Annotated in this window: 28 protein-coding genes; 17 read left to right on the forward strand and 11 right to left on the reverse strand. The window is 64.4% G+C overall.

The window, feature by feature from the left end:
* Nucleotides 1-7: 7 nt before the first annotated feature.
* The 4 genes from IVB42_RS04075 to IVB42_RS04090 form a co-directional block, all read right to left on the reverse strand.
* Nucleotides 8-355, reverse strand: coding sequence for an MmcQ/YjbR family DNA-binding protein (locus IVB42_RS04075; protein WP_018460011.1), 348 nt, complete (start codon nucleotides 353-355; stop codon nucleotides 8-10).
* Nucleotides 356-364: 9 nt separating this feature from the next.
* Nucleotides 365-1,141, reverse strand: coding sequence for a signal peptidase I (gene lepB / locus IVB42_RS04080; RefSeq protein ID WP_018460010.1), 777 nt, complete (start codon nucleotides 1,139-1,141; stop codon nucleotides 365-367).
* A complete protein-coding gene (gene tldD, locus IVB42_RS04085) occupies nucleotides 1,138-2,565 on the reverse strand; it encodes a metalloprotease TldD (RefSeq protein WP_026233924.1) in 1,428 nt (475 codons plus the stop codon). Before tldD ends, lepB begins: the two co-directional genes overlap by 4 nt.
* Before the next feature lie 118 nt (nucleotides 2,566-2,683).
* Nucleotides 2,684-3,229: an invasion associated locus B family protein gene (locus IVB42_RS04090; RefSeq protein ID WP_026233923.1), complete on the reverse strand. Its 546-nt coding sequence runs from the start codon at nucleotides 3,227-3,229 to the stop codon at nucleotides 2,684-2,686.
* A gap of 449 nt (nucleotides 3,230-3,678) precedes the next feature.
* Between IVB42_RS04090 and coxB the strand changes: the two genes are divergently transcribed.
* The 9 genes from coxB to IVB42_RS04135 all read left to right on the forward strand — a co-directional run bounded on the left by coxB (nucleotide 3,679) and on the right by IVB42_RS04135 (nucleotide 10,767).
* On the forward strand, nucleotides 3,679-4,518 hold the full coding sequence (gene coxB, locus IVB42_RS04095) for a cytochrome c oxidase subunit II (RefSeq protein WP_018460007.1): 840 nt from the start codon (nucleotides 3,679-3,681) through the stop codon (nucleotides 4,516-4,518).
* 87 nt (nucleotides 4,519-4,605) lie between these two features.
* The gene (ctaD, locus tag IVB42_RS04100) at nucleotides 4,606-6,231 is read left to right on the forward strand and encodes a cytochrome c oxidase subunit I (RefSeq protein ID WP_007605061.1); all 1,626 of its coding nucleotides are present in this window, start codon (nucleotides 4,606-4,608) and stop codon (nucleotides 6,229-6,231) included.
* Between the two features lie 60 nt (nucleotides 6,232-6,291).
* Nucleotides 6,292-7,236, forward strand: coding sequence for a heme o synthase (locus tag IVB42_RS04105; protein ID WP_018460006.1), 945 nt, complete (start codon nucleotides 6,292-6,294; stop codon nucleotides 7,234-7,236).
* A complete protein-coding gene (locus IVB42_RS04110) occupies nucleotides 7,233-7,409 on the forward strand; it encodes a hypothetical protein (protein ID WP_026233922.1) in 177 nt (58 codons plus the stop codon). The genes IVB42_RS04105 and IVB42_RS04110 overlap by 4 nt, the downstream gene beginning before the upstream one ends.
* Before the next feature lie 5 nt (nucleotides 7,410-7,414).
* Nucleotides 7,415-8,065 carry a cytochrome c oxidase assembly protein gene (locus tag IVB42_RS04115; protein WP_018460004.1) on the forward strand — a complete coding sequence of 217 codons (651 nt, stop codon included), beginning with the start codon at nucleotides 7,415-7,417 and terminating at the stop codon, nucleotides 8,063-8,065.
* Nucleotides 8,066-8,142: 77 nt separating this feature from the next.
* Nucleotides 8,143-9,039 (forward strand): cytochrome c oxidase subunit 3, encoded by an 897-nt coding sequence (locus IVB42_RS04120; protein WP_018460003.1) that lies wholly within the window; start codon nucleotides 8,143-8,145, stop codon nucleotides 9,037-9,039.
* A 97-nt stretch (nucleotides 9,040-9,136) separates the two neighbouring features.
* A complete protein-coding gene (locus IVB42_RS04125) occupies nucleotides 9,137-9,538 on the forward strand; it encodes a DUF983 domain-containing protein (RefSeq protein ID WP_018460002.1) in 402 nt (133 codons plus the stop codon).
* Nucleotides 9,535-10,287 (forward strand): SURF1 family protein, encoded by a 753-nt coding sequence (locus IVB42_RS04130; protein ID WP_018460001.1) that lies wholly within the window; start codon nucleotides 9,535-9,537, stop codon nucleotides 10,285-10,287. Before IVB42_RS04125 ends, IVB42_RS04130 begins: the two co-directional genes overlap by 4 nt.
* A gap of 114 nt (nucleotides 10,288-10,401) precedes the next feature.
* On the forward strand, nucleotides 10,402-10,767 hold the full coding sequence (locus IVB42_RS04135) for a nuclear transport factor 2 family protein (protein ID WP_026233921.1): 366 nt from the start codon (nucleotides 10,402-10,404) through the stop codon (nucleotides 10,765-10,767).
* Between the two features lie 91 nt (nucleotides 10,768-10,858).
* Here the strand turns inward: IVB42_RS04135 and IVB42_RS04140 are convergent, their stop codons facing one another.
* Nucleotides 10,859-12,199 (reverse strand): histidine kinase, encoded by a 1,341-nt coding sequence (locus tag IVB42_RS04140; RefSeq protein ID WP_018459999.1) that lies wholly within the window; start codon nucleotides 12,197-12,199, stop codon nucleotides 10,859-10,861.
* Nucleotides 12,200-12,284: 85 nt separating this feature from the next.
* Here IVB42_RS04140 and IVB42_RS04145 point away from each other — a divergent pair, with 85 nt between their 5' ends.
* The 5 genes from IVB42_RS04145 (at nucleotide 12,285) to IVB42_RS04165 (ending at nucleotide 17,612) form a co-directional block, all read left to right on the forward strand.
* On the forward strand, nucleotides 12,285-12,929 hold the full coding sequence (locus tag IVB42_RS04145; protein ID WP_018459998.1) for a response regulator transcription factor: 645 nt from the start codon (nucleotides 12,285-12,287) through the stop codon (nucleotides 12,927-12,929).
* Nucleotides 12,930-13,502: 573 nt separating this feature from the next.
* Nucleotides 13,503-14,921, forward strand: coding sequence for a threonine synthase (thrC, locus tag IVB42_RS04150; RefSeq protein WP_018459997.1), 1,419 nt, complete (start codon nucleotides 13,503-13,505; stop codon nucleotides 14,919-14,921).
* A complete protein-coding gene (locus IVB42_RS04155; RefSeq protein WP_007599446.1) occupies nucleotides 14,918-16,207 on the forward strand; it encodes a pitrilysin family protein in 1,290 nt (429 codons plus the stop codon). Before thrC ends, IVB42_RS04155 begins: the two co-directional genes overlap by 4 nt.
* Nucleotides 16,208-16,246: 39 nt before the next feature.
* Nucleotides 16,247-16,834, forward strand: coding sequence for a GNAT family protein (locus tag IVB42_RS04160; protein WP_007599447.1), 588 nt, complete (start codon nucleotides 16,247-16,249; stop codon nucleotides 16,832-16,834).
* 121 nt (nucleotides 16,835-16,955) lie between these two features.
* Nucleotides 16,956-17,612 (forward strand): hypothetical protein, encoded by a 657-nt coding sequence (locus IVB42_RS04165; RefSeq protein ID WP_018459996.1) that lies wholly within the window; start codon nucleotides 16,956-16,958, stop codon nucleotides 17,610-17,612.
* A 200-nt stretch (nucleotides 17,613-17,812) separates the two neighbouring features.
* Here the strand turns inward: IVB42_RS04165 and IVB42_RS04170 are convergent, their stop codons facing one another.
* The 5 genes from IVB42_RS04170 to IVB42_RS04190 form a co-directional block, all read right to left on the reverse strand.
* Nucleotides 17,813-18,298 carry an ATP F0F1 synthase subunit B gene (locus tag IVB42_RS04170; RefSeq protein ID WP_247469767.1) on the reverse strand — a complete coding sequence of 162 codons (486 nt, stop codon included), beginning with the start codon at nucleotides 18,296-18,298 and terminating at the stop codon, nucleotides 17,813-17,815.
* A gap of 5 nt (nucleotides 18,299-18,303) precedes the next feature.
* The gene (locus tag IVB42_RS04175) at nucleotides 18,304-18,867 is read right to left on the reverse strand and encodes a F0F1 ATP synthase subunit B' (protein ID WP_018459994.1); all 564 of its coding nucleotides are present in this window, start codon (nucleotides 18,865-18,867) and stop codon (nucleotides 18,304-18,306) included.
* A 60-nt stretch (nucleotides 18,868-18,927) separates the two neighbouring features.
* A complete protein-coding gene (locus tag IVB42_RS04180) occupies nucleotides 18,928-19,158 on the reverse strand; it encodes a F0F1 ATP synthase subunit C (protein ID WP_007599451.1) in 231 nt (76 codons plus the stop codon).
* A gap of 53 nt (nucleotides 19,159-19,211) precedes the next feature.
* Entirely contained in the window at nucleotides 19,212-19,961 is a 750-nt protein-coding gene (locus IVB42_RS04185; protein ID WP_018459993.1) for a F0F1 ATP synthase subunit A, read from the reverse strand.
* A 114-nt stretch (nucleotides 19,962-20,075) separates the two neighbouring features.
* Nucleotides 20,076-20,450, reverse strand: coding sequence for an AtpZ/AtpI family protein (locus IVB42_RS04190; protein WP_018459992.1), 375 nt, complete (start codon nucleotides 20,448-20,450; stop codon nucleotides 20,076-20,078).
* 390 nt (nucleotides 20,451-20,840) lie between these two features.
* Between IVB42_RS04190 and IVB42_RS04195 the strand changes: the two genes are divergently transcribed.
* Nucleotides 20,841-21,371, forward strand: coding sequence for a hypothetical protein (locus IVB42_RS04195; RefSeq protein ID WP_026233920.1), 531 nt, complete (start codon nucleotides 20,841-20,843; stop codon nucleotides 21,369-21,371).
* 133 nt (nucleotides 21,372-21,504) lie between these two features.
* Entirely contained in the window at nucleotides 21,505-21,978 is a 474-nt protein-coding gene (locus IVB42_RS04200) for a secondary thiamine-phosphate synthase enzyme YjbQ (RefSeq protein WP_026233919.1), read from the forward strand.
* A gap of 61 nt (nucleotides 21,979-22,039) precedes the next feature.
* Here IVB42_RS04200 and IVB42_RS04205 read toward each other — a convergent pair whose 3' ends face one another.
* Nucleotides 22,040-23,665: an MFS transporter gene (locus IVB42_RS04205; RefSeq protein ID WP_018459988.1), complete on the reverse strand. Its 1,626-nt coding sequence runs from the start codon at nucleotides 23,663-23,665 to the stop codon at nucleotides 22,040-22,042.
* Between the two features lie 343 nt (nucleotides 23,666-24,008).
* On the opposite strand from IVB42_RS04205, the gene IVB42_RS04210 reads away from it, so the two are divergent.
* Nucleotides 24,009-24,680 (forward strand): response regulator transcription factor, encoded by a 672-nt coding sequence (locus IVB42_RS04210; RefSeq protein ID WP_018459987.1) that lies wholly within the window; start codon nucleotides 24,009-24,011, stop codon nucleotides 24,678-24,680.
* Nucleotides 24,681-24,980: the final 300 nt, after the last annotated feature.

The following is a 24,980-nucleotide window of genomic DNA, read 5'->3' on the forward strand; positions in this document are numbered from 1 at the left end:
ACAGTCGTCACGCGCTCACGCGTGCATCATAATCCGCTCGCGCCGCCTTCGAAGCCAGCGCGCGCCAACGCCGCCGCAGCAGCGACTCCACGATCGCGCGCTTTGCCTTGGACAGGCGGATCAGCACTATCGGATAATCGGCGTAGTGATCGGTGAAGTAGAAGATTTTTGGCTGGCTCTCGACCAGCATCGCGCGCTCGTCGACCGGGACGTCCGGCATCACCAGGCTGTCGCCATCTTCCTTCAGACGCGCCAGCATCTTCTTGCGCACCTTTAGTGCGGGCGTGCCGTAGGAGGTACCGTCCTCGACCTCCGGCCACGTCAGTGCGAATTTTCTGACGTCGTCGAAGGTCATGAGATCGGTTCAATGCACGGCGGTGAAAAACCGCGCCATGCGAAATCCGGACAGCCAGGTCCACACCGGCTGGCCCCGGATACCGAGATCCCAGGATCCGAGCACGGCGTCTGCGCGGCCGACCAGATTGTCGATCGGCAACATGCCGACGCCGCCGGAGCGCAAGGGCACGCGGCTGTCGGCGGAATTGTCGCGGTTGTCGCCGAGCACGAAGAGATGGCCTGCCGGCACCGTCACTTCCTGCGTGTTGTCGAGCGGACCGTTGTCACGCATCTTGAAGATCAGATGCGAGACGCCGTTCGGCAGCGTCTCGACATAGCGATAGGCGGGTTCGCTGCCGCCATTGTCGTCCTCGGCGGCACCAACGCCGTCCGGCTTCAACTCGGCGGGGCGATCGTTGACGAAGAGCTGGCCCTGGCGCAGCTGGATGCGGTCGCCGGGCAGGCCCACGACGCGCTTGACCCAGGCCTGCGAGCGGTCGCCGGGCCAGCGGAAGACCACGACGTCGCCCTGCTTCGGCGTTTCCGCGAAGACGCGGCCGCTCTCGGGCAGGTTGATCTGGATCGGCAGCGACGAGGTGCCGTAGCCGTAGGGGAATTTCGAGGCGATCAAGGCGTCGCCGATCAACAGCGTCGGCTCCATCGAGCCCGACGGCACGTAGAACGGCTCGGCCAGCGCACCCTTGGCGATGAACACCGCCGCGACGATGCCGGCGAGCTGCACCAGCTGGCCGCCCCAGCCGCTGCTCTTCCGCTTGGTGGTGACAGTTATCTTCTCGACGCTCATCCGCCTGTTCCACCCACCGTAATGCGTTCCATCAACAGCGACGGCTGGCCGACGCCGACCGGCACGCCCTGACCGTTCTTGCCGCAGGTGCCGATGCCGGTATCGAGCGCGAGGTCGTTGCCGATCATGCGGATGCGATGCAGGTCGGTCGGCCCGTTGCCGATCAGCATGGCGCCCTTCAGGGGCGCACCGATCTTGCCGTTCTCGATCTTGTAAGCCTCGGTGCACTGAAACACGTATTTGCCCGAGGTGATATCCACCTGGCCGCCGCCGAAATTCGCGGCGAAGACGCCGTTCTTCACCGACGCGAGGATCTCGGCCGGATCGCGGTCGCCCGCCAGCATGTAGGTGTTGGTCATGCGCGGCATCGGCACGTGGGCATAGCCCTGGCGGCGGCCGTTGCCGGTCGGCTTCATGTTCATCAGGCGGGCGTTCTGACGGTCCTGCATGTAGCCGACCAGGACGCCGTCCTCGATCAGCACGGTGCGGTTGGTCGGCGTTCCCTCATCGTCGATCGACAGCGAGCCGCGGCGCGAGGCAATCGTGCCGTCGTCGACCACGGTCACGCCCTTGGCCGCGACCTGCTGGCCCATCAGGCCGGCAAACGCGGACGTCTTCTTGCGGTTGAAGTCACCTTCGAGGCCATGGCCAACCGCCTCATGCAGCATCACGCCGGGCCAGCCGGCCCCGAGCACGACGTCCATCTCGCCGGCGGGGGCGGGAATCGATTCCAGGTTGACCAGAGCCTCACGCAACGCGCCGTCGGCGGCGTCGCGCCAGTTCTTGCTTTCGATGAATTCGGCGTAGCCGGCGCGGCCGCCATAGCCCTTGCTGCCGCTCTCCTGGCGGTCGCCCTGACCGGCGACGACGGAGACGTTGACGCGCACGAGCGGGCGGATGTCGCGATAGCTCTCGCCGTCGGGCCGCAGGATCTCGACCACCTGCCAGGTCGCGCCCAGGCTGACGCTGACCTGCCGCACCCGCGGATCCTTGTCGCGCAGATAAGCGTCGATCTCGGCGAGCAGTTTGACCTTGGTCTCGAAGCCGGGGGCATCGAGCGGATTGTCGTCACTATAAAGCCGCACGTTGGTATGCGCAGGAGGCGCGGCGAAGCTGCCGGAATAACCGCCGCGCACGGCCGCGACCGCGTCCGCAGCGCGAATCAGCGCCGGCAGCGACACGTCGGAGGAATGCGCGTAGCCGACGGCGTCGTCCTTGACGGCGCGCAGGCCAAAACCCTGCGAGGTATCGTAGGTCGCCTGCTTCAGCCGGCCATTGTCGAACATCAGCGCTTCGGTCTGGCTGTATTCCAGGAACAATTCGCCGTCGTCGGCACCGGCAAGCCCGCGCGCGAGCTCGTTGCGAACCTGATCGCGGTCGAGATTGGCGCGGTCGAGCAGGGAGGTTGTGGCAGGGTTGGTCATGCGTCCGTCCATTATCGGGGGATGTGAGGCAAGATAATGGTTTCCCGGCACTTCCGCGAGGGCGCCAAGTCTCACATTACGTAAACAATAGGATTCGCGGGCCTAACCGCCCTTCGCACTACGGCAGCTTGTCATAGCCCTCGCCGAGCCCGTTCAGGCTGAGCGGGAAGCCGATGCCTTCTTCCGGGGTCTCGAAGATGATGAAGGTCGCGGTCTTGGCAGTGCGGAGCTGGCCGAGCAGCTTGTCGTCCATGACGACCTCGGCGACGCAGCCATTGGGCAGGCAGCGGACAAAGCCGGCACGGCCTACGTCCTGGTTGTCGAGCTTGAGGCCGAGGCCGGAGGGCAGGAGAACGCCGAGGGGGGCGACCACCCGCATCAGGCGGCTCTTCTGGTCGGCGGTCTTGAGAACGATCACGGTCAGGCCGGCGTTGGAGCGGTCTTCGGCCACCACGCTCTGGATCAGGGCGCATTGCTCGGACTGGGCGCCCGGCGGGGTGTCGCAGCGGATCTGCCAGTCGCCATGGACGGAGCGCACCGCGCCCTGCGCATGGGCGAGGCCCGGAAGCGCCAGGACGACGACCGCCGCCAGCAGAGCGGCCAGCATCGTGAGGCTGCCAGCCTGGCTTTTAGCCCGCCTTGCCATGGATCTCGAAAACCCCATCGGGTCGGTCCCTCTGCTCGCCTGGGTCGCTCGCGTCAGGCGGACTGATACGGGAATGACGGCGTCTTGAAGGCGATTCGCAAGCAAATTCCACGCCGCCCCGGCCGCAATCGCCCGCACGAATCAGGTTCCTGTGCGGCTGTGCGCCAAGTGCCTACCGCGGGCAATTCCGCTGTCAAGCGGCAGCATCCCGGGAAATGGTATTTTTGTCTGATGTTACTAGGAAATATCTTGCGGGTGATGGCTGACAGACGAGGCTCAAGACTGCATTGCGATAGATCAAGAATTATGGTTTGAGAGGCTTGATTTCGGCGTTCTAGCGATCTGGCCCCAATTCCTCTTAGAGGTATTCTTGCGCGGCGGTTTGTCAGACGGGGGGATCGAATAAAGCGTTTCCCGAAAATAGGGGAATGCACTTGGGGTGATTTCGTTAGGGGAGCGCGAACGGCATGAAGATGTCGATGGGCCCGGTGGGCCGGCACTTGCTGGGATTGGCCGTGGCGGGTCTGACGCTGGCGACGGGCGGTGCGGCATTTGCCGAGCTGGGGCAGCCGGCTGCGTGGGAGTGGACGCTTCAGCAGTCCGGGTCCCCGGTGATGGACAACATCGTCTGGTTCCATAATTTCCTGTTCGTGCTGATCACGCTGATCACGCTGTTCGTTCTGGCGCTGCTCGTGATCGTTGTCGTGAAGTTCAACGCGAGAGCCAATCCGGTGCCGTCGCGGACCACGCACAACACGCTGATCGAGGTGGCGTGGACGCTCGTGCCGGTGTTGATCCTGGTCGGCATTTCGGTGCCGTCGTTCCGCCTCCTGTTCCTCGAGCTCGACGTGCCGAAGGCGGATCTGACCATCAAGGCGACCGGCAAGCAGTGGTACTGGTCCTACGCCTATCCTGATAACGGCAAGTTCGAGTTCGACTCGCTGATGGCCCAGGACAAGCAGCCCCGTCTGCTGGGCGTCGACAATGAGATGGTGGTGCCCGTCAACAAGGTGGTTCGGGTTCAGGTGACCGGGGCCGACGTGATTCATGCCTTTGCGCTGCCGGCCTTCGGCGTCAAGATCGACGCCATTCCGGGCCGGCTCAACGAAACCTGGTTCAAGGCCACCAAGACCGGCATGTTCTACGGCCAGTGCTCGGAATTGTGCGGCAAGGACCACGCCTTCATGCCGATCGCGATCCGTGTGGTGAGCGACCAGGAGTTCGCCTCCTGGGTCGAGACCGCGAAGAAGAAATATGCGAGCGGCGGCACCAGCACCTACGCCTCCACGGCCGGCCCGACGCAGTGAGCGCCGGGCGCAGGGTTCGAGGAAACTGAAAGCGACATAAGGCGGGACCTCCAGAGGTCCGATCGGGACGCAAGGCAGGATTAGAAAATGGCAACGAGCGCAGCGGCACACGGCGATCACGCGCAAGACCACGGACATGACGAGCACGCCCATCCGACCGGATGGCGGCGCTACGTCTATTCGACCAACCACAAGGACATCGGCACGATGTACCTGATCTTCGCGGTCATCGCCGGCGTCATCGGCGCCGCGATGTCGATCGCGATCCGTGCCGAGCTGATGTATCCGGGCGTGCAGATCTTCCACGAGACGCACACCTACAATGTGTTCGTGACCTCCCATGGTCTGATCATGATCTTCTTCATGGTCATGCCCGCGATGATTGGCGGCTTCGGCAACTGGTTCGTGCCGCTCATGATCGGCGCGCCCGACATGGCGTTCCCGCGCATGAACAACATCTCGTTCTGGCTGCTGCCGGCCTCGTTCGCGCTGTTGCTGATGTCGACCTTCGTCGAGGGCGAGCCGGGCGCCAACGGCGTCGGCGCCGGCTGGACCATGTACGCGCCGCTGTCGAGCTCGGGCCATCCGGGCCCGGCGGTGGACTTCGCGATCCTGTCGCTGCATCTGGCGGGCGCTTCCTCGATCCTGGGCGCCATCAATTTCATCACCACGATCTTCAACATGCGCGCGCCGGGCATGACCCTGCACAAGATGCCGCTGTTTGTGTGGTCGATCCTGGTGACGGTGTTCCTGCTGCTGTTGTCGCTGCCGGTGCTCGCCGGTGCGATCACGATGCTGCTCACTGACCGCAATTTCGGCACGACGTTCTTCAATCCGGAAGGCGGCGGCGATCCCGTGCTGTTCCAGCATCTGTTCTGGTTCTTCGGTCACCCCGAAGTGTACATCCTGATCCTGCCCGCCTTCGGCATGGTCAGCCAGATCGTCTCGACCTTCTCGCGCAAGCCCGTGTTCGGCTATCTCGGCATGGCCTACGCCATGGTCGCGATCGGCGGCATCGGCTTCGTGGTGTGGGCGCACCACATGTACACGGTCGGCATGTCCTCGGCGACGCAGGCCTATTTCGTCGCCGCCACGATGGTCATCGCGGTCCCGACCGGCGTGAAGATCTTCTCGTGGATCGCCACGATGTGGGGCGGCTCGATCGAGTTCCGCGCGCCGATGATCTGGGCGGTGGGATTCATCTTCCTGTTCACCGTCGGCGGCGTCACCGGCGTGGTGCTGGCGAATGCCGGCGTCGACCGCGTGCTCCAGGAGACCTACTACGTGGTCGCGCACTTCCACTACGTGCTGTCGCTCGGTGCGGTGTTCGGAATCTTCGCCGGCTGGTACTACTGGTTCCCGAAGATGTCCGGCTACATGTACAATGAAGGGCTCGCCAAGGCGCACTTCTGGGTCACCTTCATCGGCGTGAACCTGGTGTTCTTCCCGCAGCACTTCCTCGGTCTGTCGGGCATGCCTCGCCGCTATGTCGATTATCCCGACGCGTTCGCGGGCTGGAACCTGGTCTCGTCGGTCGGCTCCTATATCTCCGGCTTCGGCGTGCTGATCTTCCTCTACTGCGTGATCGACGCCTTCGCGAAGAAGGTGCCGGCTGGCGACAATCCGTGGGGTGCAGGTGCGACCACGCTGGAATGGACGCTGCCCTCGCCGCCGCCCTTCCACCAGTTCGAAGTGCTGCCCCGCGTGCAGTAAGCCAATGCTCGCGGCGCCCGTGACGGGCGCCGCGGCTCGACAACCAAGCGAGTCAGTCTAGTGTCCGTCCTCGACCACAACGCCATCGACATCAATCCCCGCATCTCCGAAGCGGAGGTTGGCGATTACATCGCGCTCCTGAAGCCGCGGGTGATGTCGCTGGTGATCTTCACCGCGCTGGTCGGAATGGCGATGGCGCCCGGGCATTTCCACCCGGTGCTGGCCATCACCTCGCTGCTCTGCATCGCGGTCGGCGCCGGCGCGTCCGGCGCGCTCAACATGGCGCTCGAAGGCGACATCGATGCCAAGATGTCGCGCACGGCGAACCGGCCGATTCCGCGCGGCCGCATCACCCGTCCCGAGGCGATGACCTTCGGCATGACGCTCGCCTTCTTCTCGGTGATGACGCTCGGCATCCTGGTCAACTGGATCGCGGGCGCGCTGCTCGCCTTCACCATCTTCTTCTACGTCGTGATCTACACAATCGGCCTGAAGCGCTGGACCGCGCAGAACATCGTGATCGGCGGTGCCGCCGGCGCACTGCCGCCGGTGGTGGCCTGGGCCGCGGTCACAGGCACGGTCGACGTCGAGCCGCTACTGCTGTTCGCCATCATCTTCTTCTGGACGCCGCCGCACTTCTGGGCGCTGGCGCTGTTCCGCTCCGACGATTACGCGCGCGCCGGCATTCCGATGCTGCCCAACGTCGCCGGCCCCGACGCGACCCGGCTTCAGATCCTGCTCTACACCATCGTGCTGATCGCGGTCGCGGCCGCGCCCTGGGCGCTCGGCTACTTCGACGCCATCTACGGCATCGTCTCGCTGATCCTCGGCGCCGGCATGCTGGGGTTCGCCATCAACGTCTATGTCCGTCGCGAGCGCAGCCAATCGCTGCGGGCGACCCGCAAGCTGTTCGCGTTCTCCATCCTTTATCTGTTCGCGCTGTTTGCGACCTTGCTGGCCGAGGTCGTGTTCCGGGCGCTTGCGCCGATGGTAGGGGGCGCATGATCACAGGGATGGCCGACAAACCCGAGATAGACGGAATCGTCCTCACCGAGGCGCAGAAGAAGAGCCGTCGTCAGCGCTCGATCGCGATCGCACTCGCGCTCGGCGTGCTCGTAGTGCTGTTCTTCGCCGTGACCATGGTCAAGGGGCCGGCCGTGCTCGTCCGGCCGATGTAGGAAACATGGATCAGAAGCCGACCATATCGCGGGATCAGAGCCGGACGGCCACCAAGGGGCGCAGGCCTGCCAGGGGGCTTGGCCGCGACGTGGTGGTCGCCTCGATCTGCGGCGGCGTGGTCGCGCTGATGGTCGGCGCCTCCTACGCGGCGGTGCCGTTCTACAATTGGTTCTGCCGCGCCACCGGCTTCAACGGCACGACCCAGGTCGCGACCTCGGCGCCGGCCAGCGGCCCGATCGCACGCAAGATCGCGGTGCGCTTCGATTCCAACGTCGCGCCCGGCCTGCCCTGGAAGTTCGAGCCCGAGCAGAGCGAGATCGAGGTCAATATCGGCCAGGTCGTGACCGTCTTCTACACGGTGACCAACCAGGCCGCGCGGACCACCGCAGGCCAGGCCGCCTACAATGTCGCGCCGCTGACGGTCGGATCCTATTTCCAGAAGATCAACTGCTTCTGCTTCACCGAGCAGACCATGGCGCCGGGCGAGAAGCGCGAGATGCCGGTCGTATTCTATGTCGATCCGTCGATTGCCGACGACCACGAGAACGACGGTCTCAACACGATCACGCTGTCCTACACGTTCTATCCGGTGAAGGATCCGGTGGTGAAGCCGCTCGCGGCCAGCGAAGACGACAAACGCAAGGGAAATCTCTGATCTCCGGACTCACGCGCCGGGGTTGGAATAAGGGGATAAGTGCCTGACAGGCACGGGATTGAGGAGCGAGACCGCAAATGGCAACGGCGCACACCAAGCATCACGACTACCATCTGGTCGATCCCTCGCCATGGCCCGTCGTCGGCTCCATCTCCGCCTTCATCATGGCGGTCGGCGCGATCACCTGGATGCACCACATGTTCTCGGCTGCGCCGATCATCTTCGGTGTCGGCACCGTCGGTGTGCTCTACACCATGGCGAGCTGGTGGGGCGACGTGATCAGGGAAGCCCAGTACAAGGGCGACCACACCCGCGTCGTGCAGCTGCATCACCGCTACGGCATGATCCTGTTCATCGCCTCGGAGGTGATGTTCTTCGTCGCCTGGTTCTGGGCCTATTTCAACGCGGCGCTATTCCCGGCCGACGCCGTCCACGCTACCCGCGATGCGGTGTTCGGCTGTGGTCTCGGGACCGCGGCCGGCGCCTGCACCGTGCCGGGCACCTGGCCGCCGCACGGCATCGAGACCTTCGATCCCTGGCATCTGCCGCTCCTGAACACGCTGATCCTGCTCACCTCCGGCACCACGGTGACCTGGGCCCACCATGCGCTGCTCGAGAACGATCGCCAGGGCCTGAAATATGGCCTGATCCTCACCGTCGTGCTCGGCGCGCTCTTCACCTGCGTGCAGGCCTATGAGTACAGCCACGCGGCATTCTCCTTCGGCGGCAACGTCTACGGCGCGACCTTCTTCATGGCGACCGGCTTCCACGGTTTCCATGTGCTGGTCGGCACCATCTTCCTGCTGGTGTGCCTGTTCCGCGCCTATGCCGGCCACTTCACGCCGACCCAGCATCTCGGTTTCGAGTTCGCCGCCTGGTACTGGCATTTCGTCGACGTGGTCTGGCTGTTCCTGTTCCTCTGCATCTATGTCTGGGGACACGGCGCCGAGACCATGGCTCACGGCGCGCACTGAGCGGGCTGGCTTCGGATCGAGAAAGGGCGGCCCCGGGCCGCCCTTTTGCTTTTTTGCGCGCAGGGGTTTCGGCAGAAACTGTGATAGACCTTTTGCCATGAACGAAGCCGCCGATACGTCCGAGCCGCAAGCCACCGTCCTGCAAAGCGCGCTGCGCGGGCTTGCCTGCAAATGCCCGCGCTGCGGCCAGGGCAAGCTCTATGCAGGCTTCCTGACGCTTGCGCCTTGCTGCGAGCGTTGCGGCCTCGACTACGCCTTCATCGATTCCGGTGACGGTCCGGCGATCTTCATCATCATGCTGGCCGGCGCGATCGTCGTCGGCTGCGCGCTCGTCATCGAGGTCAAGTACCAGCCGCCGTACTGGCTGCACGCGGTGCTGTGGCTGCCGCTGATCCTTGCGACTACCCTGCTGCCGTTGCGCGCGATGAAGTCGCTGCTGATCGCACTGCAATTCCACCATAAGGCGGCGCCGGGCCGGCTGGTCGACCGCGCGAAATGAACGAGACCGCGCGCAAGCCCCGCGTGGCCGGCTTCGCGCTGTTTACGCTTTTCCTGACCGCGGTCTGCGTCACGCTCGGCGTCTGGCAATTGCAGCGCCGCATCGCCAAGCACGAGCTGATCGCCGCACTGACCGAGCGCCTCGCGGAGGCACCGGTCACTCTGCCGCCGCCGGCACGATGGGCCGCGCTAAGTCCCGCGCGCGATGAATTCCGCCGTGTCAGCTTTACCGCGACCTACGCGCCGTTGCCCGATGCGATGGTCTATTCCTCCGGATCCGCCGTGCGTAAGGACGCGTCGGGCCCCGGCACCTGGGCCTTCCTGCCGGCGCGGCTGCCGAGCGGCGAGACGGTGGTGATCGATGCGGGCTTCGTCGAAAACACCATGCAGGATCGCAGCGTCGAGGATCGCGCGGTCAGGAAGCTCGTCACCGGGCAGGCGGTCTCGTTCACCGGCTATCTGCGCTTCCCCGAGGCACCGGGCTGGCTGACCCCGGCGGAGAACCGCGGCAAGCGGCTGTGGTTCGTGCGCGATCACGTGGCGATCGCGAGCGCGCTGGGCTGGGGCGCGGTTGCGCCGTTCTATGTCGACCTCGAGCAGCCGGCGCCCGAGAATGGCATTCCGCGGCCGGGGCCGCTCGACGTCCATCTCAAGGACGATCACCTGCAATACGCCATCACCTGGTTCACCCTTGCAGGCGCCGTGCTCATCGCCTTCGCCGTGTGGGCAAGAGGGCGGCGGCGGGGCTGAGCTCCGTAGATCCACTTAGGGAACCCGGTATCGCCCGGGGTTTACCATTCAGCGCACATTCACGAGTGTGGTCCTAAGCCGCCAGTAATTTTCCGCGGCAGACAGGATTGCAGCGTGAGTGATTTCGACCAGATGGGAATTGTCGTCGATTGGGTGGATGCCTGCAGGAAGGGCGACCTCGCGACGCTCCTCGACCTCTATGCGGATGACGCCCAGGTCGAATGCACGTGCAACGGCACGCAGCGCTATCGCGGCCGGAGCGAGCTCGAAGCCTATTGGCAGCCGCGGCTCAGCGCTTTCTCGTCGGCCGGTTTCGGGTTGGAGGAAATCCATCCTGCACCCCACGGCGTCGATCTCGAATATTCCGTCGCCGGCGCGCTGCGCATTCGCGCCTCGTTTTGTTTCAGCCCCGACGGCAAGATCCGCACCACGCTGTGCGAGCCGGCGCGACAGAACGCGCAGCTTGGCTGTGCGTGCTAGAGTTTCCGTTCTGATTAATCAGAGCCGAACACCAGATTCTGTTTTGGCGTTTTCTTCACGCGAACCGGTATCCACTTCGCTCGAAAGCGCTTCAATCGCTGACCGGCGCCTCGCGTGCCGGTTCGGCGGGAAGGCGGCAGCGCACATAGGTTCTGTCGTCCACGCGCAGCAGTGACAGCGATCCGCTGAGTGCGCGCACGCGCTCATGCATGCCGGTCAGGCCGCGGCCGAACAGATTCCCTTCGGGAAAGCCGCCGCCGTCGTCGGAAATCTCGATGACGACCGTCTCGCCGGCGAAGGTCGCCTGCACATGGGCATGGCTGGCGCCGGCATGACGCAGCACGTTGGTCAGCGCCTCCTGAATCACGCGATAGACGGTTTGAGCCAGCGGCCCGTCGATCGCGTTGAGATTCGGATCGACCGCGTCCGTCAGGTCGATAGACGGCGCCTGCTTGCGAAAATTTCGGAGCAGCGTCTGCACACTGGTCTCCAGACCCAATTCCTCGATGTAGAGCGGTCGCAACCGGTCGAGGATGCGGCGGTTGGTCTGCTGGAGCGCCTCGACCGATTGCAACACCTCCTGCGCCGAACTGCTGAGATTTCCCGCCGGGGGCGAGGCATCGACCAATGCGATGGTGCCGACGCGGATGCCGAACAGCAGCGGACCGAGTTCGTCGTGCAGTTCGCGCGCGAGATCGCGCCGCTCGTCGTCCTGCAGCGAGACCAGGCGGTGCAGCAGGTCGCGATTGTCCTGGCTCAACTGCACCAGCGTTTCGGCCAGCGCATTGGCCTCCTCGCAGCTTTGCCGGATTTCCGGCGGTCCCCCGACCGAGATCGGTGTTGCGTAGTCGCCGCGTCGTAGCCGCGTGAGGCCTGCGCCAAGATCCTGCAGTGGTCGCAGGGCTGATCCCGCAAACACATAGGCGACGACCCCTGTCAGCCCGGTCAGCGCGACGACGAAGCCGGCCAAGGCGAGGAAGCCCACCCAGGTCTCGAACAGCGCTGCGGACAGGTCCGGCACAAACACGATGTCGCCGAAATGCTCGCCGTTGAGGGATACCGGAAATGCGATGTGCAAGTCCGGAATGGAAAGGAGACTGACGAACCATTTTGGTGGGCCATGCGAACCTTGCAGGCCCCTCGACGCAAAGGGAGGAGCAACCGCTCCTGCAGGAAGGAATTGAATATCTGAGGACTCGTCCAGCATCCGCACGAAGTCATCCAGGGTCCTTCGCGGATGGTCGGATGAACGCAGAGCGTTGTTGAGGGCCTCGGCCACGGCTTTGGTCGATCGTTGGGCCGGCTGGTTCTCCTCGGCGAGCTGACCGGTCGTGAAGACGTGCAGCAGGACGCCGCCCATGATCAGCGCCGCCATGAACAGCAGGCCGAGCGGCAGAAACAATTGTGTACTGAAGGACAGCCGTTGCCACATTAGGTCAATTCTAACGCGCATCAGGGGATTTTGCTCTTTCCATTTGTTCCCGTCGGTTTATGAATCGAAAAACTAGAGAGTTACAATGCAAGATACTGCCAAGCCGGCGACCCGCGTCCTGATTGTCGACGACCATCCCGTGGTGTTGTCCGGTTGCCGCACCCTGTTCTCCTCCGACCATTCGATCCGGATCGACGAGGCGACCGACGCCAAATCCGGGCATCGCGCCTATGTCAGCAGGCGGCCCGACGTCACTGTGATCGACATCAGCCTGCCCGACGTCTCCGGCTTTGAACTGATGCGGCGCATTCGCAAGGACGATCCCGACGCCAAGATCATCATGTTCAGCATGAACGATGATCCAGCCTTCGTGGTGCGGGCGGTCGAGCTCGGGGCCCAGGGCTACGTCTCCAAGGGCGACGATCCCCGGATCCTGCTCAAGGCGGTGCGCAAGGTGGTTGCGGGCGACAATTTCATCTCACCGCAGCTCGCGGAAGCCGTGACGTTTTCCGGCGCGGCGATCAAGGCCAATCCAGCCTCGCAGATGACGCCGCGGGAGCTCGAGATTCTTCGCCTGTTGGGGCGAGGCGACAAGATCGTCGAGGTCGCCGAGGCGCTCGGCATCTCCTACAAGACCGTCGCCAACACCACCTCTCTGCTCAAGCAGAAGCTCGGTGCCAAGAACCATTCCGACCTGATCCGGATCGCGGTGGAAATCGGGATGAACTGACGCCTCAGGGCACCGAACCGGCTGCACCAGGATGCTGCCGGTTCGGCGGGCGGACCGGTCTCGGCGCTCAGCCGGGCAATGCATGGATAGCGCCGACACCATCCGCCGACACAATGAGCGCAGCCGTCGTTCGTTCCCGAACTGTGCTGTCGTTCGGGATATAATGGTAATGCGTGACGCCAAGCTGCTGGCGAACGTTTGCCCGCGCCGAAACGTGTCGGGAAAAACAGGAACATTTTCTCACACATTCCGTTTTGTCCCTTGACGATATCGTGACAGCCGACGAAAGCTTGCGCGAACAGTTTTTGCGGGTCGGTGACCCCAAGACGCCAAACCGGTCTGCACACAACGACAGACCTTCCAAGAGAGGGCTGCGGCATTGCCGCAGCCCTTTTCGTTGGCAGCGCTTTTCGTTGGCAGCCTTTTTCCTTGGACGGCCCCAGGCGCGAAGCGGTTTCCTGATGCCGCAAAACACTTTATGGTGGCCCAAAGCCTCTGGCTGTTAACAAGTAATTTCGTAAAATCAAAGGCTTGCGGACCGAGTCCAGGCTCGGCCGGCCTTTGGAGGGCAGTTTGACTCGTTATATCTCGACCCGGGGCGAGGCCCCCGAACTCGGCTTCTGCGACGTGATGCTGACCGGGCTCGCTCGCGACGGCGGCCTGTATGTGCCGGCCACCTGGCCGCAACTCTCGCCTGACGCCATCGCCGGCTTTTTCGGGCGTCCCTATTGGGAGGTCGCGGTCGAGGTGATCCGCCCTTTCGTCGCCGGCGAGATCTCGGACGCCGAGCTCGGCCGTATGGCGAACGAGGCCTACGCCACCTTCCGCCATCCGGCGGTGGTGCCGCTGCGCCAGATGGCGCCGCACCAGTTCGTGCTGGAGCTGTTCCACGGCCCGACGCTCGCCTTTAAGGACGTGGCGATGCAGCTGATCTCGCGGCTGATGGACCACGTGCTCGCCCAGCGCGGCCAGCGCACCACCATCGTGGTCGCGACCTCGGGCGACACCGGCGGTGCTGCGGTCGACGCGTTCGCAGGACTCGAAAATGTCGATCTCATCGTGCTGTTCCCGCATGGCCGCATCTCCGAGGTGCAGCGGCGAATGATGACGACGACGGGCGCGGCCAACGTCCATGCGCTTGCCGTCGAGGGCAATTTCGACGATTGCCAGGCCCTCGTGAAGGCGATGTTCAACAACCATCGCTTCCGCGATGCGACGTCGCTGTCCGGCGTCAATTCCATCAATTGGGCGCGCATCGTCGCCCAAGTGGTCTACTATTTCACCTCCGCCGTTGCCGCCGGTGCACCCGCGCGCGCGGTGGACTTCGTCGTGCCGACCGGCAATTTCGGCGACATCTTCGCCGGCTATGTCGCCAAGCGCATGGGTCTTCCGGTGCGGACCCTGGGCATCGCCGCCAACGTCAACGACATCCTGGCGCGCACGCTGAAGACCGGGATCTACGAGGTGCGCGAGGTCCACGCGACGGCTTCGCCGTCGATGGACATTCAGATCTCCTCGAATTTCGAGCGGCTGCTGTTCGAGGCTGGCGGGCGCGATGCCGCCGGCGTGCGCCGTCTGATGGATTCACTGAAGCAATCGGGACGCTTCGTGCTGCCCGATGCGACGCTGGCCGCGATCCGCGAGGGGTTCGACGCAGGCCGGGCCGACGAGACCGAGACCGCGGCCGCGATCCGCGCCGCCTGGCGCGAGGCCGGCGAGCTGGTCGATCCCCACACCGCGGTCGCGCTTGCGGTCGCCGACCGCGACACCACGGACAGGACGGTTCCCAGCATCGTGCTGTCCACCGCCCATCCGGCCAAATTCCCCGATGCGGTCGAAGCGGCCTGCGGCCAGCGGCCGCAACTGCCGGCCTGGCTCGATGGTCTGATGACCAAATCCGAACACATGAAGGTGATGAAGAACGACCAGACCGAGGTCGAGCGGTTCGTGCTGTCGGTCAGCCGCGCCGCGAAACAGGGAGTTGCCGGATGAGCGTCGAGATTTCCAAGCTTGCGTCCGGCCTCACTGTCGTCACCGACAAGATGCCTCATCTCGAGACCGCGGCGCTCGGCGTCTGGGCCGGCGTCGGCGGGCGCGACGAGAAGCCCAACGAGCACGGCATCTCGCATCTTCTGGAACATATGGCATTCAAGGGCACGACGAAGCGCTCCTCGCGCGAGATCGTCGAGGAGATCGAGGCGGTCGGCGGCGACCTCAATGCCGGCACCTCGACCGAGACCACGTCCTATTATGCGCGGGTGCTGAAGGCCGACGTGCCGCTCGCACTCGACGTGCTCGCCGACATCCTGGCCAATCCCGCCTTCGAGCCCGACGAACTCGAGCGCGAGAAGAACGTCATCGTGCAGGAGATCGGCGCGGCGCAGGACACGCCTGACGACGTCGTGTTCGAGCATCTCAACGAGCTCTGCTATCCCGACCAGCCGATGGGCCGCTCGCTGCTCGGCACTGCGAAGACCTTGCGTGCCTTCAGCCGCGACTCGCTGCGCGACTATCTGTCGACGCACTACCGCGGCCCTGACATGGTGGTGGCGGCCGCCGGCGCGGTCGATCACAAGCAGGTGGTCGCCGAGGTCGAGCAGCGCTTTGCCAGTTTTGAGGGGACAGCGGGTCCCAAGCCGCAACCCGCACAATTCGGCAAGGGCGGCACCAAGGTGGTGCATCGCGAGCTCGAGCAGGCGCATCTGACCTTGGCCCTGGAGGGCGTGCCGCAGACCGATCTGTCGCTGTTCTCGCTCCAGGTCTTTACCAACATCCTCGGCGGCGGGATGTCGTCGCGGCTGTTCCAGGAGGTGCGCGAGAAGCGCGGCCTCTGTTACTCAATCTACTCGTTCCATGCCCCCTATACCGACACCGGCTTCTTCGGCCTCTACACCGGCACCGATCCGGCCGATGCGCCCGAGATGATGGAGGTCGTGGTCGACATCATGAATGATTCGGTCGAGACCCTGACCGAGGTCGAGATCGCGCGGGCCAAGGCGCAAATGAAGGCGGGGCTGCTGATGGCGCTGGAGAGCTGCTCGTCCCGCGCCGAGCAACTCGCCCGGCATGTGCTGGCCTATGGCCGGCCCCAGACCGCCGAGGAGCTGGTGGCCCGGATCGACGCCGTCAGCGTCGAATCGACCCGGGATGCGGCGCGTGCGCTGCTTTCGCGCAGCCGCCCTGCGGTTGTCGCATTGGGCAGTGGCAGGGGTCTGGACACGGCGGTGTCTTTTGCGGAAGGATTGACCCGGGCACGCGCCAAGGCGCGGCTGCATTAGGAGCCGCGCACGGGTTGATCCGCCCCGGGAAGCATCACCATGGCCCTCTTTCGCCTGCCATCCAGTGGACCCGCCGCTCTCGCGCCGCGCGGCAACGGCCTGTTGCTACGCGCGCCTCAGATGTCGGACTTCCTGCAATGGGCCCATCTGCGCGAGTCCAGCCGCGATTACCTGACCCCCTGGGAGCCGATCTGGCCGTCGGATGATCTCACCCGCTCCGGTTTCCGCCGCCGCCTGCGCCGCTATTCCGAGGACATCGCCGCGGACCGGTCCTATCCCTTTCTGATCTTCCGGGAGCTCGACGGCGCCATGGTCGGCGGCATCACGCTCGCCAATGTCCGCCGCGGCATCGTCCAGGCCGGCACCATCGGCTATTGGGTCGGCAAGCCCCACGCCCAGCGCGGCTACATGACGGCCGCGCTGCGGGTGCTGCTGCCGACGCTGTTCGGGGAGCTCAATCTGCACCGGGTCGAGGCCGCTTGCATCCCGACCAATGCGCCCTCGATCCGGGTGCTGGAGAAGTGCGGTTTCTCCCGCGAGGGGCTGGCGCGCCGGTATCTCTGCATCAACGGGGTCTGGCAGGACCATTTGCTGTTCGGCCTGCTGCACGAGGATTTCCGCGGCTGAGCCCGTTGATTGATGCGGCCAAAGTCTCCTTGTTTGCTGCCTTGGGTTCGCCGGTTTTGACGATATAACGGCGCAACCCGGCCGGTGATCGGTCGGGATGTCGTCAGGAGTATGGGTGTTGATGGTGCAGGAGCTTCGGTCATCGCGGAATGCGTTGCGGCGGGGGGCGGCGGTCGCGCTGGCGTTGTCAGTTGCGCTCGTCTCCATCTCGCCGGTCGCGGCGCAGTCGCTGACCGATCGATTCAAGGGCCTGTTCGGCGGCAAGTCGGACGAGCCGGCCCAACCCAAGCCGGCGCCTGCGCCGGGCCAGCCGGCGGCTGATGACGATCTTGATTGCCCGCAGGTCACGGTGCGTGCCGGAGCCTCCACCTACGCGGTCGGTGCCACCGGGAAGCCGGCCGTCGGCAACGAGATCCGCTTCCAGGCCACCATCACCAAGATGGCGCGCGAATGCGCCCGCAATGGCGGCGATATCACGGCCCGGATCGGCATCCAGGGCCGCGTCATTGCCGGACCCGCCGGCGCGCCTGCGAGCGTCGAGGTGCCGCTGCGCGTCGCCGTGGTGCAGGGCGGCGTCGGCGAGAAGGTGATCGCTTCCAAGGCCTACCGGACCACGGTCGGAATGTCGGAGGGCGGCAGCGTGCCGTTCACCTTCGTGGCCGAGGATCTGGTCTACCCGATGCCTTCGGCCAAGGACGCCGATAGCTACATCTTCTATGTCGGCTTCGATCCGCAGGCGCTGTCGCCCGAGCCGAAGGCGCGGGCGAAGAAGAAGTAACCACGTCAAGATAGTCGTCATGCCCCGCGAAGGCGGGGCATCCAGTACGCCGCGGCTTCTCGATCTATCAGGGCTGTCTCTGGAATACTGGATCGCCCGCCTTCGCGGGCGATGACATCAGATTTGCCGATGCAGTGCCCGACAAACAAAAAAGCCGGCGCTGATCGCGCCGGCTTTTTGATTGGTGAAGGCAAGATCTCTCAGTTCAGCTTCTGCCTGACTTCGGTGATGCCCTTGGCGAGCAGATCGTCGGCGACCTGGCCCCTGACCGACTTCGACAGCATCGTGGAGGCGGCCTGGACGGCGGCTTCGGCCGCTGCGGCGCGAACATCGGCCACCGCCTGAGCCTCGGCGAGCGCGATCTTGCCCTCCGCGGTCTTGGTGCGGCGAGCGACGAAATCTTCCACCTTGGCCTTGGCCTCGGTTGCGATGCGCTCGGCTTCGCTCTTCGCGTTGGCGATGATGTCGGCGGCCTCGCGTTCGGCCGAGGCGGTGCGCGCCTTGTAGTCGGCGAGCACCTTGGCGGCTTCCTGCTTGAGGCGCGTCGCGTCGTCGAGCTCGGCCTTGATGCGATCGGCGCGATGGTCGAGCGCAGTCATGGCCTTCTTGAAGACCCCGAGATAGCCGAACACGACCATCAGGATCACGAAGGCGATGGCGACCCAGGTTTCAGGATCGAAGAACATATCGATTAACCCTTCAAGGACGCATCAACGGCGGCATTGACCAATGCCGCGTCCGGAACCACGCCCGTGAGCTGCTGCACGATGGTGCCTGCCGCATCGGCCGCGATGCCGCGGACGTTGCTCATGGCGGTCGCACGGGTCGAGGCGATGGTCTTCTCTGCCTCGGCGAGCTTGGCCGCCAGTTGCTCTTCCAAGGCCTTGCGCTCGGCGTCCGCCTGCGCATTCGCCTTGTCGCGGGATTCGTTGCCGATGGCCTGCGCGCGCGAGCGTGCCGAAGCAAGCTCGTTTTCATAGGCCTTCAGCGCCGCTTCGGACTGGTCCTTCAGCTTCTGCGCTTCGGCGAGGTCGCCCTCGATCTTGTTCTGACGCGCCTCGATCGCACCGCCGACGCGCGGCAGAGCGAGCTTGGACACGATCACGTAAAGCGCGACGAAGAAGATCGCGAGCGACACCAGCTGTGAAGCATAAGTGCCGCTCTCGAACGGCGGAAAACCGCCACCGTGACCGCCTTCGGACCCGGTGTGGGCGCCCGCCGCCGGACTTTTCGCCCCGCCATGACTTTCAGCCATGGAGTACTCCTGTTGCAGTCATGCGCGTCGCCTCGGTTGAAGCGGCGCGAAAAATCGTTCTCAGAGCGGAACGAACAGCAGCAGCAGCGCGATCAGCAGCGAGAAAATGCCGAGCGCTTCGGTCACGGCGAAGCCGAAGATCAGATTGCCGAACTGGCCCTGAGCGGCCGAGGGGTTGCGAACGGCCGCGGCGAGGTAGTTGCCGAAGATCACGCCGACGCCGACGCCCGCGCCGCCCATGCCGATGCATGCGATGCCCGCGCCGATAAGTTTTGCTGCTGCCGGATCCATTTTAGACTCCTTGGAAGAAAGATTGGGTTTTGGGTGGAAATTCCCCGGACCGCTCAGTGTCCCGGATGAATGGCGTCGTTGAGGTAGATGCAGGTCAGGATCGCAAACACATAGGCTTGCAGGAACGCGACCAGAATCTCGAGAGCGTACAGCGCGACCGTGAGCGCCAGCGGCAGCACGCCGCCGACCCAGCCAAGGGCGCCGAGCGAGAAGCCGAGCATGGCGACGAAGCCCGCGAACACCTTCAGCGCGATGTGGCCGGCCAGCATGTTGGCGAACAGACGGACGCTGTGGGAAACCGGCCGCAGGAAGAACGACAGGATCTCGATGAACATCACCAGCGGCAGGATGTAGCCGGGGACCCCGTGGGGCACGAAGATCGAGAAGAATTTAAGGCCGTTCTTGGCAATGCCGTAGATCAGGACCGTGAAGAAGACCAGCAGCGCGAGCGCCGCGGTGACGATCAGATGGCTCGAGATCGTGAAGGTGTAGGGGATAATGCCGACCAGGTTCGAAACGCAGATGAACATGAACAGCGAGAAGATCAGCGGGAAGAACTTCATGCCTTCCGCGCCGGCGGTCGAGCGGATGGTGGAGGCGACGAACTCGTAGGAGATCTCGGCGACCGACTGCAGCCGGCCGGGAACCAGCTGCGTGCCGCTGGCGAGCATCAGGATCGAGATGATCGCGACCGCCACCAGCATGTAGAGCGACGAGTTGGTGAAGGCGATCGTGTGGTTGCCGATATGGCCCAGGGTGAAGAGAGGCTCGATGTTGAACTGGTGGATCGGATCGATTTTCATCAGCGCGGCATCTCTTGGTCTGCCGGGCGATGCCGGCGGGTCTCGGTCTGCCGGTCGGGCCCGGCCCGTACCGGCACGAGCCGGCACGATCATTCCTCTCCTGGTGTGGACCGCCTAAGAACCACCGCGCCTGTTTTGACCCGCGCCTGCCGTTCTCACCACATTCACCACGCCGGCGACGAAGCCCAGCAGCAGGAACACGATGAATCCGAAAGGCGACGTCGACAGCAAGCGGTCGAAACCCCAGCCAATCCCCGCTCCGACAACGACCCCGGCGACCAACTCGGAGGATAACCGAAAACCAAGCGCCATCGCCGAGGCTCTGGCCGCTCTGTCCTCACCGTCACCTGCGGGTTGCTCGGTCTTGACGTGGCGGCCGCGAAATTCGGACAACCGCTGATCAAGATTTCCGAGCCGTTCGGAAAGCGCAGCTTCCTCGGGCGATCTATCGCGATCTCCATTCTCGCCGTGTCCCGTGCCCTGTGTCATGCAACGAAGACCCGAAACGCCGCGGTTGAATGGAAATTACGCCCGCCACCCTCAAAAGCCGCGCGGACCATACTGATGGCCCATAATCAAGTCAAGCCAAGTCACGATTGTGTCCATTCCTGTTATGTATTTGATTTATCTTACAATATCGGCGCGGGCGGCAGCGCTGCACACAGCGTGACGCCGCACCGCAGCAGGTCTCCGCTGGATCGGCGGATGCCGTCGCCATTTCGCCCGGCTGCCGGGATCAAAGGGGGCGCCGTGATCGTTCATGTCAAAGGCGCGTTTTGGGCGGCGGATCGCCTCGCCGGGGTGTAGAATTGCGAGACGTGCCACCTTTATGAGCGCCATCTTTGGACGTGCTACCTGCGCGTCGTGGCGGAGAACGCGATGAGAGCAGCGAATTCATCCACAGCATCATGGCTGGCGGCGGCGGCGTTCGCCGCGGTGTTGACCATCAGCGGCGGCTGCCTCGTCGCGCAATCCGCGCCCGACAGCGAAAACGGCCGCTACAGCATGACGCCCATCCCCGAGGGGGTGCTGCGGCTCGACAGCCGCACCGGCACGGTGTCGACCTGCACCCGCAGCGGCGCCGGCTGGGCCTGCTACGCGGTGCCCGATGAACGTACCGCGCTCGACGCCGAGATCGGCAGGCTCCAGGCCGAAGTCGAGACGCTGAAGGGACGGCTTGCGGCGGGGCCGACCGTGTCAGGCAAGATCGACGAGGCGCTGCCGAAAACGGATCCGCTCAAGAAGGCGGAGCCGCAAGCACCAAAGGCCGCCGAGGGCGAGCGCAGGATCGAGATCCCGCTGCCGAGCGACCAGGACGTCGATCGCGTGATGTCATTCCTGGAAAGGGCCTGGCGCCGGCTGATCGACATGGCCAACCGCGTGCAGAAGGACGTGTCGGGGAAGATTTAGCACGTGGCGAGATGCGGTAGGGTGGGCAAGGCCGCGACGCGCCGTGCCCACCATTTTTGTTTTCGTTGCGTGAGTCGGTGGGCACGCTTCGCTTTGCCCACCTATGGCAGCTTTCCGAATTGAGAGAGTGATGATGACATCAGCCAAATCCATCACGCGCTCGGCGCCATCGTCGGTGCAAGCCACCACCATCGCATCGTCGCTGCTGACCGTGCAGACGCCCGGCCGCGGCTTCACCGATCTCACCGCTGAAGCTGCGAAGTTCGTGGCGGAGGCAGGCGCGCGAGACGGCGCGTTGACGCTGTTCGTTCGTCACACCTCCGCATCGCTGACGATCCAGGAGAACGCCGACCCTTCCGTGCTCGTGGATCTCACCACGGCTCTGTCCCGGCTCGCGCCCGAGAACGCCGGCTGGACGCATGATGCCGAGGGACCGGACGACATGCCGGCGCACGTCAAGACAATGCTGACCCAGACTTCGCTTCATGTGCCGGTCCTGAGCGGCAAGCTCGCGCTTGGCACCTGGCAGGCGATCTATCTGATCGAGCATCGCGCCCGCCCGCACCGGCGCGAGGTGGTGCTGCAATTCCTCGGTAGCAATCAGTAGGCCAAAACAAAACCGGCCGCGGAGACCGCGGCCGGTTGGTGTTGATCTCGATCTGCGTCGATCAGGTCGACTTGATATCGACGTCCTTGGTCTCCGGCAGGAAGAACAAGCCGATCACGACGGTAATCGACGCGAAGATGACCGGATACCAGAGGCCCGCATAGATATCGCCCGTCGAGGCCACGATCGCGAAGGCGGTCGCCGGCAGCAGGCCGCCGAACCAGCCGTTACCGATGTGGTAGGGCAGCGACATCGAGGTGTAGCGGATGCGGGTCGGGAACAGTTCGACCAGCATCGCGGCAATCGGGCCGTACACCATGGTGACGAAGAGCACCAGGACGAACAGCAATCCGACGACCGCGGCCACCTGCGGACGGAAGATGTCGAACGGATGCGCCATCTTCACGATGCCCGCATCTCCGGCCTTCGGATAGCCGGCTCCCTGCACGGCGGCGAGCACTGCCGGATTGCCGTCCTTGGCGTTGGCGTAGGGAACTTCCTTGCCGTTGACCATCACCTTCACGCCGGAGCCTGCCGCACCTGGCGTGGTCGAGTACTTGACCGACGACTGCGACAGGTAGGCACGTGCCGTGTCGCAAGGCGAGGTGAAGACGCGGGTGCCGACCGGATTGAACAAGTCGCCGCAACCTGCGGGATCTGCCACCACGTCGACCTTGACCGACTCGATCGCCTTTTCCAGCGCCGGGTTGGCATTGGTGGTGATCATCTTGAAGATCGGGAAGAAGGTCAGCGCCGCGATCAGGCAGCCGCCGAGGATGATCGGCTTGCGGCCGATCTTGTCGGAGAGCACGCCGAACACGATGAAGAAGCCGGTCCCGAGCAGGAGCGACCAGGCGATCAGCAGGTTGGCGGTGTAGCCGTCGACCTTGAGGATCGATTGCAGGAAGAACAGCGCGTAGAATTGGCCAGTGTACCAGACCACGCCTTGGCCCATCACGCCGCCAAACAGCGCCAGCAGCACGAGCTTGCCGTTCTGCCAGTTGCCGAAGGCTTCCGTCAGCGGGGCCTTCGAGCTCTTCCCCTCGTCCTTCATCTTCTGGAAGATCGGGGATTCGTTGAGGCGAAGCCGGATCCAGACCGAAACGCCGAGCAGCAGCACGGAGACCAGGAACGGAATGCGCCAGCCCCATGCCGCGAAGTCGGGTTCGCCGAGCGCGGAGCGCGTGAACAGGATCACCAGCAGCGACAGGAACAGGCCGAGCGTCGCCGTGGTCTGGATGAAGGAGGTGTAGTAACCGCGCTTGCCGTTCGGAGCATGCTCCGCGACGTAGGTGGCCGCACCGCCATATTCACCGCCGAGCGCGAGGCCCTGGGCGAGACGCAGCGCGATCAGGATGATCGGGGCCGCGATGCCGATGGTGGCAGCGTTGGGCAGCAGGCCGACGATGAAAGTCGACAGACCCATGATCAGGATGGTGACGAGGAAGGTGTATTTGCGGCCGACGATGTCGCCGACACGGCCGAACACGATCGCGCCGAACGGGCGCACCAGGAAGCCGGCCGCGAAGGCCAGCAGCGCGAAGATGTCGCGGGTTGCCGGCGGATAGGCCGAGAAGAACTGCGCGCCGATGATGCCGGCCAGCGAACCGTAGAGATAGAAGTCGTACCACTCGAAGACGGTACCGAGCGAGGAGGCGAGAATGACGAACCGTTCGTCCTTCGTCATCCCTCCCGCGCCTGCTTGAGACACAGCCATTGTCGACATGTTGAGTCGCTCCCCGAAAAATCGTTTCCTCGCGCCCTGGATGTCCGGTCATGCCGGATCAACCCAAGCCTTGCCCCCAAGGTAACATTGGCGTGAAACCCGCCCCAATACGACTTTCGGCCTTTCACACTGACGCTCGCCTGACACTGCGAGCCTTCCATCCGGCAACATAGTGCCGGCCTGTGGATTAACCCCGTTGCCGCAAAGGGATAATGTCCACTTGCATGCCACGGCTGGTCGGGAAAGAATTGACCAGGGCCCCGCGCCGGCTTACTGGCCCGGTGCGATTGCCAGCAAGAGAACGATGAACGCTCCCTCGACCCATCTCATCATTGCCGATGACCACCCATTGTTCCGCGACGCGTTGCGGCAGGCGGTGACGGGCGTCCTGAGCTCGGCCAGGATCGACGAGGCTGGATCGTTCGAGGATCTGACCAAGCTTTTGGAACAGACCTCCGACGTCGACCTGATCCTGCTCGACCTGTCGATGCCCGGGATCTCCGGCTTTTCCGGCCTGATCTATCTGCGCGCGCAATATCCGGCTATTCCGGTGGTGATCGTCTCGGCGTCCGACGACAGCGCCACCATCCGCCGCTCGCTCGACTTCGGCGCCTCCGGGTTCATCCCGAAGCGCTTCGGCGTCGACACCTTGCGCGACGCGATCCTCAAGGTAATGGAGGGCGACGTCTGGGTTCCCGCCGACACTGATCTGTCGGCAGTCGCCGACCCCGACATGACGCGCCTGCGCGACCGGCTGGTGACGCTGACGCCGCAGCAGGTCCGGGTTCTGATGATGCTGTCGGAGGGATTGCTCAACAAGCAGATCGCCTATGAGCTCGGCGTCTCCGAGGCCACCATCAAGGCGCATGTCTCGGCGATCCTGCAAAAGCTCGGCGTCGAAAGTCGGACCCAAGCCGTGATCGCCGCCGCGAAAATCGCCGGCGGCCAATGGAAGCAGGGTACCCCGACGGGGTGAGCCTGTAGCGAGCGCCTCTCGCAGCCTGTAGCCCGGATGAGCGAAGCGACATCCGGGACCGCTAGTGCGGCTAGCTAGCGAAAACCCCGGATATAGCTTCGCTCATCCGGGTTACCGGACCTCCTCTGTGTCGCCCCCGTCAATCCGCCGCCGCAAAAATATTCCACTTTACCGAAATTCGGAAATGGCGTATGTGTCGCGCATCCCGGCTCATCCTTGAGGGGCGATCTTGTGGTCGTCATGTTCGCGAGCCGGGCTTGCGGTGGACGCGGCAGCGTTCGGGTGCGAGAGGCCCCGGGC

The organism is Bradyrhizobium sp. 45 (genome assembly GCF_023073155.1).
GTDB lineage: Bacteria > Pseudomonadota > Alphaproteobacteria > Rhizobiales > Xanthobacteraceae > Bradyrhizobium > Bradyrhizobium canariense_D.